At 70.4% G+C, this 14,390-nt stretch carries 9 protein-coding genes; 6 read left to right on the plus strand and 3 right to left on the minus strand.

What is annotated here, in order from left to right; translation table 11 throughout:
* Positions 1-86: 86 nt before the first annotated feature.
* Both KGA66_RS20135 and KGA66_RS20140 read right to left on the minus strand, forming a co-directional pair.
* Positions 87-668 (minus strand): Pycsar system effector family protein, encoded by a 582-nt coding sequence (locus KGA66_RS20135; protein ID WP_211469729.1) that lies wholly within the window; start codon positions 666-668, stop codon positions 87-89.
* Between the two features lie 231 nt (positions 669-899).
* A complete protein-coding gene (locus KGA66_RS20140; RefSeq protein ID WP_211469730.1) occupies positions 900-1,532 on the minus strand; it encodes a Crp/Fnr family transcriptional regulator in 633 nt (210 codons plus the stop codon).
* A gap of 749 nt (positions 1,533-2,281) precedes the next feature.
* On the opposite strand from KGA66_RS20140, the gene KGA66_RS20145 reads away from it, so the two are divergent.
* The 3 genes from KGA66_RS20145 (at position 2,282) to KGA66_RS20155 (ending at position 7,579) form a co-directional block, all read left to right on the plus strand.
* Entirely contained in the window at positions 2,282-3,844 is a 1,563-nt protein-coding gene (locus tag KGA66_RS20145) for an alpha-L-arabinofuranosidase B (protein ID WP_211469731.1), read from the plus strand.
* 223 nt (positions 3,845-4,067) lie between these two features.
* Complete coding sequence (locus KGA66_RS20150) at positions 4,068-4,571, plus strand: hypothetical protein (protein WP_211469732.1); 504 nt, start codon at positions 4,068-4,070, stop codon at positions 4,569-4,571.
* Between the two features lie 347 nt (positions 4,572-4,918).
* Positions 4,919-7,579 (plus strand): CHAP domain-containing protein, encoded by a 2,661-nt coding sequence (locus KGA66_RS20155; protein WP_211469733.1) that lies wholly within the window; start codon positions 4,919-4,921, stop codon positions 7,577-7,579.
* A 164-nt stretch (positions 7,580-7,743) separates the two neighbouring features.
* Here KGA66_RS20155 and KGA66_RS20160 read toward each other — a convergent pair whose 3' ends face one another.
* Positions 7,744-8,892 carry a MerR family transcriptional regulator gene (locus KGA66_RS20160; RefSeq protein WP_211469734.1) on the minus strand — a complete coding sequence of 383 codons (1,149 nt, stop codon included), beginning with the start codon at positions 8,890-8,892 and terminating at the stop codon, positions 7,744-7,746.
* 112 nt (positions 8,893-9,004) lie between these two features.
* Between KGA66_RS20160 and KGA66_RS20165 the strand changes: the two genes are divergently transcribed.
* The 3 genes from KGA66_RS20165 (at position 9,005) to KGA66_RS20175 (ending at position 13,714) form a co-directional block, all read left to right on the plus strand.
* On the plus strand, positions 9,005-9,634 hold the full coding sequence (locus KGA66_RS20165; protein ID WP_211469735.1) for a DUF4383 domain-containing protein: 630 nt from the start codon (positions 9,005-9,007) through the stop codon (positions 9,632-9,634).
* 37 nt (positions 9,635-9,671) lie between these two features.
* Positions 9,672-11,246, plus strand: a complete 1,575-nt coding sequence (locus KGA66_RS20170) for an SDR family oxidoreductase (RefSeq protein WP_211469736.1) — start codon at positions 9,672-9,674, stop codon at positions 11,244-11,246.
* Between the two features lie 581 nt (positions 11,247-11,827).
* Positions 11,828-13,714, plus strand: a complete 1,887-nt coding sequence (locus KGA66_RS20175) for a cellulose binding domain-containing protein (protein ID WP_211469737.1) — start codon at positions 11,828-11,830, stop codon at positions 13,712-13,714.
* The last annotated feature ends 676 nt before the right edge of the window (positions 13,715-14,390 follow it).

A 14,390-nucleotide genomic window follows, 5' to 3' on the forward strand; every position in this document is an offset into this window, starting at 1 on the left:
ACTGCGCGAGCGGATCTGAAACTGACGGAGTTTCAGATCGTGCCCGGTTTGTGACCGCCGGCTTCTGGCCCTCGTTTCGAGGCGAACTAATGGACCACCAGGCCGGCGAGGCCGAGTACTCCGCCGGCGCCGAGAAAAACCATGCCGTATCTGATGAGGCGGTACTTCGTGACGGCTATTCGGCTCAGTGCGTGCGCTTGTTCTAAAAGCAGCCGTTCCAGTTCGGCCTCCGCGGTCGGCAATTGCGCGCGCAGCGCGTCCGGGTCGAATCGGCGCGGATAGCCGGTGAGCGCGAGCGCGGAACCGGACCCGTAGCGGCCGGCCAGCCTCGGGAAGATGGCGAACGCGGTGGTCACGATGCCGAAGACCCACAACAGCGAGCCCGTCCCGGTGAGCACGAGTGCCGCGTTCCGGTAGGCTCCCGCCGCATCCCGGTGCGCGCCCTGTGCCACGATCGCGACGACCGCGGTGGCGGTGGCGGTCAGCGTCGAGGCTTTCGCGTCGGCGCGCTCGATCGCGTGCTGCGCCTGTTCGACGAGGTAACCGGCGATCACGACGGCGCGCGGCTCGACCGAGGGTGCCGGCGGCGCGACGTTGGCACGACGGGTTCGCACAGCGCGCCGCTTGGCCGTCCTGTCGCCGCTCCCGTAGCTGCCCAGGGCGCTCATGAGCCTCCTTGTGGGAACTGATGGGGTGCCAATGGCCGGCCGCCCCCCCACAGTCGGGCCGGCCATTGGCACACGTCCATCGTGCCTCCGGCCGCCAGGGTGCGCTGTAGCCTTTTACACACGGTGGCGGCCTTTTGCGTACGGCGGTTGTTGCGCCGGAAGGCGAGACCGGTTCACCGCCGGTGAGGGCATTGGCCTCACGGCTTCACCCGCTTCACGGCTTCACCGGCCTCACAGCGCCGCGATCGCGGCGAGCGCCGGACGGTCGATCACGACGATCCGCCGGTCGACGGTGCGCAGGACGTCGCGCGAGCGCAGGTCGGCCAGCGCCTTCGCGACCGACTCGCGGGTGGCGCCGATCGCCGCGGCCAGTTCGTTCTGCGTCAGCCGCGCGGCGGCCGCGGACCGCGGGTCCTCGCCGTCGACGTCGAGCAACAGCCGGGCGAGACGGCGCAGTACGGGGAGCGTGGCCAGGTCCTGGCTGTGCACGTCGGCGGCCCGCAGCCGGATCGCCATGCCGCGCAGCAACACTTCATAGGCGTGCGGATGCCCGCGCAGGAACGACTGGAACTGGCCGCGGGTGAGCAGCCGGGCGGAGACATCCGTCAGAGCCGTGACATTCGCGCTGCGCGGACCGCCGTCGAACACGGCCATCTCACCGATCAGGTCGCGAGGACCACAGAGCCCGAAGATGACGGAGCGCCCGTTGTCGGCGTCCGCGCTCACCGTGGTCCAGCCCGTGGACAGCGCGAGCACGAAATCCTCCACCGCGCCCTGCGCCATGATCCGCCGGCCCGCGCGGTAGGTGCGCGGCGAGCCCATGGCCAGAAGCGCATCGCGATCGGACGCTGCGAGCGCCGCCAACAGCGGTTCCTGACTAAACAGCCCCACAAGCCACTTTTCCCCGGTAAGGACAGGTTCTCCCCCGAGTGTGAACGGCCGCGCGGGTGACATGCAAGCACATGAACCGGCCGCGCCGTGAACCGACGCTCGTGATGGTGCGTATGAGCGGGTCAGAGGTCGATGAGGGATCGTGTCGGGTTCGTCGTGGCCGGGCCGGCACCGCGGTCGTCGGCGAAGCTTGTGAGGAGTAGGTAACCCGCGGCGGCGGCGCTCGTCAAGAGTCCGGTGGGCCGCGGCCCGTGTCGGGAATTGTTCGACGTCTGCCATGGCGATCACCGATCCGTGGCGGGCGCAGCGTATCCGAGCACTGTCCGCGGTGTTCCGGCAGGCAGTCCGGGTCAGGGCGGCGGCGTGCGACTGTGTGACCCGCCGTGGTGAAACAACACACTGCTCGCTCAGCCGCGGCGCCGATCGCGCGGGCACCCTTGACACGCGGCGCGCCTTGGTGCACCGTCTGCTCTTCGAAACCCTCTCAGCCAATCCTGTCGTGACCGGCAACTCGGCAGGGCCGAATTGTTAGCGCTAACAATTCCTGAGTCGGCCGTACCTCATGCTCCGCCCGGGCGCACACAGTCGTCCCGTGGCCGACGCCGCAACCGTCGGCCACGGGATCGCGAACTCGGGCCGCCCCGCACCACCACTGCGCCATCGGCGGGGTCGGCCTCAACCTCAACGCAACTCATGTGCTCGATGAACAAAGGAGTTCACCCATGGTCGAACGACCAGGGATACGTCGTGCCCGACGCAGGCTGCTGGCGGCGGGCGCCTCGATCGCGCTCGCGGCCGGCGTGGCCGTCGCCACGGCCGCCACCTCGCGGGCCGCTTCGCAGGCCGCTTCGCAGGGTCCGTGTGACATCTACGCGGCGGCCGGTACGCCCTGTGTGGCGGCGCACTCGACGACGCGGGCCTTGTACGGATCATACAGCGGTTCGCTGTACCAGGTGCGTCGTTCCTCGGACAACAGCACGTTGAACATCGGTGTCCTGTCGGCGGGTGGTTATGCGAACGCCGCGGCGCAGGATTCCTTCTGCGCGGGCACGACGTGTGTGATCACGGTCATCTACGACCAGTCGGGGCGCGGCAACAATCTGACCCAGGCCCCGGCGGGCGGCGCGGCCGGCGGTCCGGACAATCTGGCGGTCGCGACCGCGGCGCCGACCAGTCTGAACGGCCACGAGGCGTACGGCGTGTACGTGGCCGCGGGCACCGGTTACCGCAACGACCACACTTCGGGCATCGCCACCGGGGACAACCCCGAGGGTGAATACGCCATCTTCGACGGCACGCACTACAACGGCGGCTGCTGCTTCGACTACGGCAACGCCGAGACCAGCAACACCGACACCGGCGCCGGCCACATGGAAGCGATCTACTTCGGCAACATCAAGGTCTGGGGCTACGGCACCGGCGCCGGGCCGTGGATCATGGCGGACATGGAGAACGGCCTGTTCTCCGGCCAGAACGCCGGCTACAACGCCAACGACCCGACGGTCAACCACCGGTACACCACCGCGATCATCAAGGGCGAGTCGAACCACTGGTCGATCCGCGGCGGCAACGCCCAGTCCGGCGGTCTGTCCACCTTCTACAGCGGCGCGCGGCCCAACGGCTACAACCCGATGCACAAGGAGGGCGCGATCATCCTGGGCATCGGCGGCGACAACAGCAAGGGTTCGGCCGGCACGTTCTACGAGGGCGTGATGACCTCGGGCTACCCCTCCGACACGACCGAGAACTCGGTGCAGGCGAACATCGTCGCGGCGGGTTACGGTAGCGGCGGCAGCACCGGCGGCGGCGGTCTGTCCCCGGGCTCGCGCATCTCGCTGCGTGCGACCACCTCGTGCTGCACCGGCGACTACCTCACGCACGACGCCACCGACACCAAGGTCGTGATCTCGTCGATCACCTCCAGCAGTTCGTCCACCGTGAAGGCGGACGGCACCTGGATCGTGCACGCCGGCCTGGCGAACAGCTCCTGTGTGTCCTTCGAGTCGGCCAACGACTCGGGCCAGTATCTGCGGCACTACAACTTCGAGCTGTACCTGAACGCGAATGACGGCAGTTCCCAGTTCGCGCAGGACGCCACGTTCTGTCCACAGGCAGGGCACAACGGTCAGGGGTATTCGTTCCAGTCGGTGAACTATACGACCAAGTACATCAGGCATTACAACTACACCGCGTACATCGCCAGCGACGGCGGATCGAACGCCTGGGACAGCGCCACCTCCTGGAGCGACGACACCAGCTGGCTCGTCGCGTCCCCGTGGGCCTGAACGGGATCGCGGCAGGGCCCGCACTCGGCTGCGTGAACACCCCGCGTCACCAGCGGCACGGCAACAGGTGATCAAGCCGCACCGCCGGAACTCCGGTGGTGCGGCGCCGCGCGCGCCGGATATCTCCGCGCTCCCGCGCTCCCGCGCTCCCGCGCTCCCGCGCTCCCGCGATCGGGTGAACGCGAATTGCCGCCCGTCGCCGCGCCGGGCGACCATGACGGCCATGGCTCACAAGCTGCGGCGCGTCGTCTCCGGGCACCTGCACGACCTCGCCTGTTCGATCGCTCCGCCACAGGAGCAGGCCTGCGCGCAGCAGGCCGCGCGGGGCGAGGTGGTGACGCCGACGCGGGAACTGGTGCTGCTCGCCCCGGCTTATGTCGCGCTGCTGGTCCTGCTCGGTTTCATGGCGTTCGACACCGTCCTCGGCAACGGCCTGACCGTGGCCGGCGCGCCCGACCTGACCAGCGCCGGCGGCTCACTCGCCGCGCTGGTGCTCGGCCTGGTGATCAACCCGCGGCGCGGGGACTTCTGGGCGTTGCAGACCATGGCGTGGCTCACGCTGGTCTTCGCCACGGTCGCGGTCGCCGCGCTGGCGGTGTGGAAGCTGTTCGACTACCACCACTTCGCCGCCGGCACGGTGCTGGCCGCCGCGGTCTCGGGATTCGGCGGCCTCTTCGTGGACGCCACGCGGATCACCCATCGGCTGACGAACACGCGCGGGCAGTGACCATAGTCGCCCCCTGTCGCGCTGGACGTGCGCCGGACGTGCGCCGGACGGGTGACTCGCTCAACGCCGCTGCAACCCGCTGGGCATCGGCTGCCGCGCGGTGCCCGGGCCGGCGTCGAGCCGGCGTCCGACGAGCCGTCAGCCTGCCGGACGTCGTCGGACTTCGCCGGCGGGTCGAACGCAAGCGCCGCCAGAGCTTTTGCACGCTCACGCAAATGTCTGGCCGTCGGTCCGCTCGTCGGCGATCGTTGATCGAGAACAGCTGAGCACGACTCGAAAAATCGGGGGATTCATCCATGCCTTTGGTACCAGCTGTCCGAAGGGTCAGACCACTGATTGGTCTGGCCATGACCGGTGCGCTGCTCGCGACCGGCGCCGGGGCCGCGCACGCCACCGGCACCGTACGCGGTGCGCAGACTCCGAAAACCGTCATCGCCACGGTCGACGGCGTCGCACTGACCATCAGCGCCTCTCATCTGCCCGACGCGCCGGCCGTCGTGTCCGAACTCGGCCTTCCACTTCAAGAAGTCGCACTGCACTCGGCTCGGCCGTACTACTCGCTGACGGTCACTGCCGTGCCGTATGGGAAGGCCGATTCCTGGGATTTCCCCAATGGGGGCGCGGCCAGGCCGGGTGTCGCGGCGGCGTGGTCGGCCGCACTGCGCTCAGAGCGTGACCGGGAGCACGGTGACAGCCACCGGGGGCCGACGGCGAGGCTGTTCGGCAAGGACGTCGCCGGCACCGCCAGCAGCCCGGACGTGCCGCTCGACGCGATCCACTACGAGAAGCTCGACATGATCGAGTGGGTGGCCGAGGCGGGCGATCGGGTATTCGTCGTGCAGCTCAGCCAGGAGCGGCGGCATCCGGTCACGGGCTTCGGCGCGGGGCTCGCGCTCTCCGGGACCGCGTTGGACGCGCCGACGTCGATCGGCAGGGTCGAACCCGCGAGCGAGAAGCGCGCGCAGGCGGACCTGTCCGGAGCCCGAACGCCGGCCGCCGGGATGGCCGCAGTCCGCCGGGCGTCGTATTCCGAGGCCCCGCTGGGCGCCACGCTGCCCGCGCCGAGCTGGTGGAACGGCACCACGTGTGACACCGCGCAGAACTCCAGGAGCTACCCCTTGACCTCCGCGACCGTGCGAGGCGTGCTCGCCTGCGGTCCGCTTCCGGAGACCAGCGGAGACTCCGGCACCTGGGGCGGCATCAGCGAATGGCAGTGCACTGAGTTGGCGGAGCGCTACATGTACCTGGCCGGCTACATCAGCGGCCAGTACGCCGCGAACGGCGGGCAGATCGTGGCCAACTATCCGGGCAGCCTGCTGGAGAAGAAGTCCAGCGGCGCCGGCCCCACCTCGCCGGCCGCCGGCGACGTGGTCAGCATGGCCACGACGCATGTCGAGGGGCACACCGCCCTGGTTCTCGCCAACCACGTCGATTCCTCGGGCAACGGCTATGTCACCATCCTGCAGCAGAATTTCAGCACCAGTGGCACCGGGACCATGAACGTGGTCAACGGTGTCCTGAAGTCCGAGGAGAGCGGTTACGGCGCCTCATGGCTGCACGACCCGCGCAATGACGCCCCGCCGTCCGTCTCGCCGCTCTCGGGCATCGCCAACGGCGGCGGCTACCACGGGACCGTGACCGTCGGCGGCACCGCCTCGCAGGCCGCCAGCGCGTTCTACGTGCACCTGCGGCAGAACGGCGTGGACAAGTTCGTCTCCCACCCGGCGATCCCCGGTGGCACGTCCTTCAGCTACCAGCTTGACACCACCGCCGTGCCCGACGGCACGTATCAGGCCTTGGTGGGCGCCGTCATCAATGGAACCGCCTACTACTCCAGCCCGGTCACCATCAACATCGCCAACGCCGTGGGCGGGCGCTACTTCCTGCCGGGCGGCGGCTGGGAGGCGATGTGGCTCGGCGCGGACACGCAGAACCCCGGCGGGAGCCTGTGGCTGGCCCCCGGTTCCGGCAACGCTCTGACCGGGGCCGCGAGCGATCCGGACTACCTCGGCGTGGCCCAGGGCACCAGCCCCTCCATGGCCGTGCTGCCCAACGGAACCTGGGTGGCGGCGTGGCATGGCACGGACACCACGAACCCGGGCGGCAGCCTGTGGATCGCGACCGGCAACGGCAACTCGCTGACGGCGGTCGCCGAACCCGGAAACCTGGGTGTCGCGGCCGGATCGAGCCCGTCGATCGTGGCGATGGCGGACAACACGTGGACGGTGGCCTGGCACGGTGAGGACACCCTCAATCCGGGCGGGAGCCTGTGGATCGCGACCGGCAACGGCACGAGCCTGTCCGCCGCCGCGGCCCCCGGCTACCTCGGTGTGGCAGCGAACAGCAGCCCCTCGCTGGTCGTGATGCCCAACGGCACGTGGACGGTGGCCTGGCACGGTGAGGACACCCTCAATCCGGGCGGGAGCCTGTGGATCGCGACCGGCAACGGCACGAGCCTGTCCGCCGCCGCGGCCCCCGGCTACCTCGGTGTCGCGCCTAACACCAGCCCCTCGCTGGTCGTGACGCCCAACGGCACGTGGGCGTCCGCCTGGCACGGCGAAGACACGATCAACCCGGGCGGGAGCCTGTGGGTGGCCACCGGTAACGGCACCAGCCTGTCCGGCGCCGCCAGCCCCGGCAACCTGGGCGTCGCCGACAACACCAGCCCCTCGCTCACAGCCATGGGCGACGGAACGTGGACCGCCGCCTGGCACGGCGCGGACACGATCAATCCGGGCGGCAGCCTGTGGATCGCGACCGGCAACGGCACCGGCCTGAACGCCGCCGCCACCAGCCCCGGCAACCTCGGAGTCGCCGCAGACACGAGCCCGACCATCGTCACCATGCCGGACGGCTCCTGGATGACGGCCTGGCACGGCGAGGACACGATCAATCCGAGCGGCAGCCTCTGGGTCGCACCCGGCAGAGGCACCGGCCTGAACGCCGCCGCCACCAGCCCCGGCAACCTCGGAGTCGCCGCAGGCAGCAGCCCCACCCTCGTCCCGTAACGACAAACGCGAACCGGTCCACCCCGTGTCCTGCGGCTTCCACGAAGAAGCCGCAGGACACGGCGTTTCAACCGCGCCGCCAGGGCATTACCAGGCGTCTTCTCTCCGTACAGCGAGCCCGAACCACACCCTCGCCCGGCGATCTCGAGCCGCGATACAGCTTCTCAGGGGCCTGCGGTCGTGGCCCCGCCGCGGGGACAGCAGGCTGCCACGGCCTCCGCGAGAGACATCAGACCCCTCATTCCGCGTGGAAGGTGCCCGGACCACCCCGGGCCGGCGGGCGAAACCGCGGCCGGCCGGCCGAGAGCGAGCCTGCTGAGCAGCGCGGTGTCCGCGGTGCGGGAAGTCTGCGCCCACACCACGATGCGGGCCGGCGCGGTCCGCTCGACCGCCCGCCGCAGCGCGGCCTCGGGCACGGCCGGCCCGAGCATCCGTACCGGCGCTCCGCGCTCGCTCAACGCGGCGGCGAGCGCCTCCATCGGCAGGCTGTGCCATTCCCCGGGCGCGCAGGCCAGCAGGGCGCCGCGCGCGGACAGCCGCGCCTCGTCGTCACCTCCCGGGTCCGGCGCCCGGACCCGGTGCAGTGCCACCGTGGCGCACCAGGACAGCAGGTGCTCGACCTCTACATAGCGGCTCTCGGTCTCCGTCCACTTGCGGCCCACGGCGCGCAGCGCGGGTTCGATCGTCTCCTGCCAGGCCCCGACCACCCCCTGCCGGGCCAGCGCGCGCTCCAGCAGGTCGAGCACGGCCGCGGTGTCCAGCCGGATCGCGCAGCGGGCCAGGCCCCGGGCGCTCGGCGCGCCGCCGCGGCCTATCGGCAGCGTTTCCCCTCCTCCGGCGCGGGCGGCCCGGATGGGGTTATCGAGGGAATCGGGCGCGCGTTGCCCAAGCGCCTGGGGCCGGGGTGTGTGACGCTGACGCGCGTGTGGCTGGGGCTGTGGTTGTGGCTGAGGTGCGTCGGGCTGGGGCGCCTGGGACGGGAGCGCGCTGCCCGGCGTGGAGGCGGTTCGCGGCGCGGATCTGGCATCGCGGGCCGCGTGCGGCGGCTGCGCCGCCCGGGCGCGCCGCTCGTGCTGGGTGTCCCGCGCCGATCTGGCCGCCTCGGCGGCCGGCACTCCCTCGCCGACCAGCAGGCAGAAACTCTCCAGCAGAGCCACGTCCGCGGGCGTGTACCGCCGGTGCGCACCCGGTCGGTGTCCGCTCGGACCGAGACCGTAGCGGCGTTCCCAGCTGCGCAGCGTCTCGACCGCGACGCCGAGCCGGCGCGCGGTCGCCCCGGGCGAGAGCGCGGGGGGTTCGGCCGGCTGCGGCACGCGAGGCCCTCCGAATCGGTGCGGAATCGATGCGAGTTGCCAGCCAGTGTAAAGCGGTTCACCGTCGGTGACACGGGGCGCGACCGTCGTCACCGGGAACGGAGCGGCCACCATGAAACTCCAGGACCAACTGCCGGTGGACTACCGTCTGGGGACCGTCTACCGATACGGCGCGGGGTTGACCGGTGTGCTGCTGCTCGCCTTCGGCTCCCTCGGCTTCGCCGACGACCTGGCGTTCTTCAGCACCAGCGGGCAGCGCGTAGCCGGGCTCTCCAGCAACGGGCTGCTCAGCGCGATCTCGATCGCGGTGGCCGCGCTGCTGATCGGCGCCGCCGCGCTCGGCGGCAACACGGCTTCGAACGTGAACACGGCGGTCGGCACGGTGTTCCTCGGCAGCGGCTTCGTCAACCTCGCGCTGCTCGACACCCAAGCCAACTTCCTCGCCTTCCGCATGCAGAACGTGCTGTTCAGCTTCGTGGTCGGGCTGATGCTGCTTACCTTCGGCATGTACGGCCGGGTCAGCGGCGGCCTGCCGCACGACAACCCGTACTGGCGGGCCCGCCACCCCGAGCAGGCGCGGCGCGAGGCGGCCCCGGCCGCACCGTCCGCCGCGCCCCCCGCCTCGGTGTCCGCCGCGCCGGCGAGCCGGGCACTTGCGGGCGCCATGCCGGCGACTGCGTCTTCCGGCCGCTCCGCGGCACGCCGCCGCCAGCTGCCCGGGACCGTCGCGCGCAGCCGGTGACCGAGACCGAACTACTACCTGGGCTGGTGGAGATCTGATGGCCGATATCGCAGCGGAAGACAGCCGCGGGCTGTGCCTCGTCACGGGCGCCACCGGCTACGTCGGAGGGCGCCTGGTTCCCGAGTTGCTGGACGCCGGCTTCCGTGTGCGCTGCATGACCCGGTCGCGAGCGCGGCTGCGCGACCAGCCCTGGTTCGACCGGGTGGAGGTCGTCGAGGCGGACGCCTCCGACGCGGCCCGCGCCGCCGAGGCGCTCGACGGGGTCGACGTCGCCTACTACCTGATCCACTCGATGATGGGCGGCGACCGGTTCGAGGAGGCGGACCGCACGGCGGCGCGCACGTTCGCGCAGGCCGCCTCCCGCACCGGCCTGGGCCGCCTGATCTATCTCGGCGGCCTGGCGCCGGCCGACGGCGCCACGCTCTCGCCGCACATGCGCTCGCGCTCGGAGGTCGGCCGGATCCTGCTCGACTCCGGGGTGCCCACGGTGGTGCTGCGCGCCGCGGTGATCATCGGCAGCGGTTCGGCCTCGTTCGAGATGCTGCGCTATCTCACCGAACGGCTTCCGGTGATGGTCACCCCGAAGTGGGTGACCAGCAGGGTGCAGCCGATCGCCATCCGCGACGTGCTGCGCTACCTGGTGCAGGCCGCGAGTCTGCCCCCGCAGGTGCGCGGCTCATTCGACATCGGCGGTCCGCAGGTTCTGACGTACGTGGAGATGATGCACCGCTACGCGCTGCTCGCGGGTCTCGGGCCGCGCCGGATCCTGCGTGTTCCGGTGCTTACCCCCAATCTGTCGAGCCACTGGATCGGGCTGGTGACCCCGATTCCGAGCGCGCTGGCCCGACCGCTGGTCGAATCGCTGCGGCACGACGCGGTGTGCCGGGACCACGAGATCGCCAGGCACATCCCCGATCCGCGCGGCGGCCTGCTGCGCTTCGACGACGCGGTCTGCCTCGCCCTGAAGCGCGTGCGCGAGGCCGTGGTGGACACCCGCTGGTCCTCCGCCTCGCTGCCGGGGGCGCCGTCAGACCCGTTGTCGACGGACCCGGACTGGGCCGGCGGCAGCCTGTACGTCGACCAGCGGGAGCGGGAGACGACGGCGCCGGCCGCGGCGCTGTGGGCCGCGGTCGAGGCGATAGGCGGGGAGACCGGCTGGTACTCGCTGCCGCTCGCCTGGCAGGCCAGGGGCCTGATCGACCGGGCCATGGGCGGGGTCGGCCTGCGCCGCGGGCGGCGTGATCCGCGCCGGCTGCGTATCGGCGACGCGGTCGACTTCTGGCGTGTGGAGGAACTGGTTCCCGGCCGGCTGCTGCGGCTTCGCGCCGAGATGCGCCTGCCCGGGCTGGCCTGGCTGGAGTTGCGGGTCGAGCCGGACGGGAATACGACCCGGTACGTGCAGCGTGCCGTGTTCCATCCGCGCGGACTGGTCGGACAGCTCTACTGGTGGTCGATCAAGCCGTTCCACGGCCTGGTTTTCGGCGCGATGGCGCGCAATATCATCCGCAGCGCGGAGAATCCGGCGCTGGCGGCACGCAACTGGAGAAGACCGCGGCGCCCGCTGGACGCAAGGCCGCCGGTGCACGCATCCGCGCATCGTTCCCCGCGGTGAGCGCAGCCGTCGCAGTGGACACAGTGGAGTGAGCGCAGTGCAGTCAACACAGTTCAGTGAACACAGTGGAGTGAGCGCAGTGGAGTGAGCGCAGCCTTCGCGCTGAGCGCGTGCTGATCGTGTGGCGGTCCTCTGTGGCGGTCGCTCGGTAGCTGATAGCGGCTCCGGGGAAGAGGCCGGCTGGTCCCGTTCCGGCGGCTCGCGCAACGGTCGGTCTGCCGTGGATCCCGTCAGAGCGCGCGCGGATAGGGGCCCCGCGCTGGGCGGCCGACCGTACGAGCTGGAACTTTCATCACGCCCGGTGCCGTCTTTCCTGCTCACCGGTGGCAAAGGTCGCGATGTTCGGACTCTGTTTATCGGTGTTTCCGGAATGTGAGCGATAACATCAGCCTCTGAGAGTGCTCACGAGCCGACTGGCCGGCCGGTCGGCACCGCCGGCCGGGTCTGCGTGAGAACGCACTCGCTTCCCGTGAGACCTGTTACACCGCCGCATCGCCAGGAACCGTGCGAGGCACGATTCGCCACGGCTGTCGCGACCGGTGCGGCGTGGGCCCCTACCCGTGACAGAGAGGTCAGCTTCCATGTCCAGATCCGCCAGCCGGGGAAGATTCCTCGGCGCGAGCGCCGCGAGCCTCGTCGCCGTCGGCGCGCTCGTTGTCGCGACCCAGTCGCCGGCCAGCGCCGCGAACACCGTGTCCATCAACGGCGGCACCACGTATCAGAGCATTGATGGCTTCGGCGTGTCCGAGGCGTTCAGCCAGGCCAACTCGATCCTCAACCTCGGCTCCAGCGCGCAGCGCCAGGCTCTGGACCTGCTGTTCAACACCAGTACCGGCGCCGGATTCAGCATCCTGCGCAGCTCCATCCCCTCCGGCAGCGACTCGATCGAGCCGAACAGCCCGGGAAGCCCCAACAACACGCCGACCTACGTCTGGAACCCGAACAGCAACTCCACCGCCGAGGGGCAGTTGTGGCTCGCCAAGCAGGCCAAGACATACGGCGTGTCGAACTTCTACAACGACGCCTGGAGCGCTCCGGGCTACATGAAGACCAACGGCAGCAACACCAACGGCGGCTCACTGTGCGGCACCCCGGGCGCCTCGTGCGGCTCCGGGGACTGGCGCAAGGCGTATGCCAACTACCTGGTGCAGGACGCGAAGTTCTGGGCGTCAGCCGGCGTGACGCCCTCCGCGATCGGCCTCGACAACGAGCCGACGCTGACCACCAGCTATGACAGCATGCTGGTCAACACCAGCCAGGCGGCCGACTTCCTGTCGATCTTAGGCCCGGCGATGAAGGCTTCGGGCCTGTCCACGAAGGTCGCGTGCTGCGACACCCTCGGGTTCAACCAGCTGCCGAGCTACGTCAGCGCGGTGGAGGGCAACTCGACCGCGAACGCGGGCGTGGGCCTGTTCACCAGCCACGGTTACTCCGGAGCACCGACCTCCCCGATCAACTCCCAGGGCCGGCCGGTGTGGGAGTCCGAGTGGTCGATCAACGGCAGCAACTGGGACACCGCCTGGGACGACGGCACCGCGGACTCCGGGTACAGCTGGGCGCAGAACATCCAGACCGGCATGACCGGCGCGAACCTCAACGCGTTCCTGTACTGGTGGGGCATCAGCAGCACCAGCCACGACAGTTCCCTGATCGGCCTGAGCGGCTCGACGCTGACGCCGTCCAAGCGGTTCTACGCGTTCAGCAACTTCAGCCGGTTCATCCGGCCCGGCGCGGTGCGCATCGGCGCGACCAGCGGTGCCAGCGGCCTGAGCGTCAGCGCGTACCGCAACACAGACGGTTCGGTCATCGTCGTGGCGCTCAACTCGGCGGGCAGCGCGACGTCGGCCACGTACTCGGTGTCGAACACCGGCTCGTCCAGCGGCACGGTCACCCCGTACCTGACCAACTCGGGCAGCAGCACGGCGGCGCAGTCGCAGATCTCGATGTCCGGCGGGACCTTCAACGCCACCGTGCCGGCGCGCTCGCTGGTCACCTACAAGATCGTCGGTGGCGGCGGACAGAGCCCGTCGCCCACGCCGAGCGCCAGCAACTCGCCGAGCCCGAGCGCCAGCCCGAGTTCGTCGCCCAGTTCCTCGCCCTCCAGCAGCCCGTCCAGCAGCCCGTCGAGCAGCCCGTCGAGCAGCCCGTCGAGCACTCCCGGCGGCGGCAGCGGATGCACCGCGACGTACACCCAGGTCGGCAGTTGGCCCGGCGGTTTCCAGGGCGGGGTGACGGTGACCAACAACTCCTCCAGCGCGACGATCAACTCCTGGACGGTCAAGTGGAATCTGGCCAGCGGGCAGTCGATCAGTTCCCTGTGGAACGGCTCGTACACCGTGAGCGGATCCACCGTGACCGTCACGAACGCCGCATACAACGGCACTGTCACACCCGGCGGGAACACCACGTTCGGCTTCACGGCCAACGGGAACGCCTCGACACCGACGCTTTCCTGTTCCGCCTCGTAGCCTCGTGAAGGCCGGGCGGCAGGCCCTTGCCCCGGCCGTTTCAGCGGCGGTGCCCGCGCGTGACCGCGGGCGCCGCCGCGCCGCCGTACGCACCGGACCCGGCTCGTGGGATGTCTGCTCGCGGCTCCGGACGCGGCGGCGAGATCGCTTGAAAGTTTCGATACCGGAAGGCTCGCGCGCGCCGGGCCGCGCCGCGTCGAATCCCATCGAAACAGGCCACTGATCTGCGGCTCGGCGTTCGGTGGCGCGGCGGGAGCGTAGCGCGGGAACGTGAACCGCTCTTGAGCTTTTTCGATCGCCTTGGCAACTTCACCGAGCGACATGATTCAACCCGGCACGCACATCCCACTACTGGCCCGAACCGATGCCGATCGGCCGGGAATGTGAGCGGTAACAGGCAGGTGTCGGGTTCTTGGACGGGGTCCCTCGGCGAGCGGGCGGAAGCTCACCGGGGGACCTCACCAGACGTCTGCCGACATCCAGCGGTCCGCGCACGTCAATCCGCGCCGGCCGACCTCTTCCATCCCTGTCAGGGAGGCTCAGCATGCGAAAAAGGGCGACTTCGACGCGGGCGCCGGCGACCGACGGCGCGCCTCGACCCGGCTCCGCGACGCGTCCGCGTCCGCTTCGGTTGGCGGTGATCGCTGTCGCGGTGGTCGCGGTGGTGGTGGGGGCG

Source organism: Actinocrinis puniceicyclus, assembly GCF_018283645.1.
Classification (GTDB): Bacteria; Actinomycetota; Actinomycetes; order Streptomycetales; family Catenulisporaceae; genus Actinocrinis; species Actinocrinis puniceicyclus.

What these genes read in the sequence shown, in the direction of transcription:
- KGA66_RS20155 (WP_211469733.1), top strand. Translation starts at nt 4,919, where the DNA reads ATGACCGGTGCGCTGCTCGCGACCGGCGCCGGGGCCGCGCACGCCACC.
- KGA66_RS20145 (WP_211469731.1), top strand. Translation starts at nt 2,282, where the DNA reads ATGGTCGAACGACCAGGGATACGTCGTGCCCGACGCAGGCTGCTGGCG.
- KGA66_RS20135 (WP_211469729.1), bottom strand. Translation starts at nt 668, where the DNA reads ATGAGCGCCCTGGGCAGCTACGGGAGCGGCGACAGGACGGCCAAGCGG.
- KGA66_RS20175 (WP_211469737.1), top strand. Translation starts at nt 11,828, where the DNA reads ATGTCCAGATCCGCCAGCCGGGGAAGATTCCTCGGCGCGAGCGCCGCG.
- KGA66_RS20165 (WP_211469735.1), top strand. Translation starts at nt 9,005, where the DNA reads ATGAAACTCCAGGACCAACTGCCGGTGGACTACCGTCTGGGGACCGTC.
- KGA66_RS20150 (WP_211469732.1), top strand. Translation starts at nt 4,068, where the DNA reads ATGGCTCACAAGCTGCGGCGCGTCGTCTCCGGGCACCTGCACGACCTC.
- KGA66_RS20170 (WP_211469736.1), top strand. Translation starts at nt 9,672, where the DNA reads ATGGCCGATATCGCAGCGGAAGACAGCCGCGGGCTGTGCCTCGTCACG.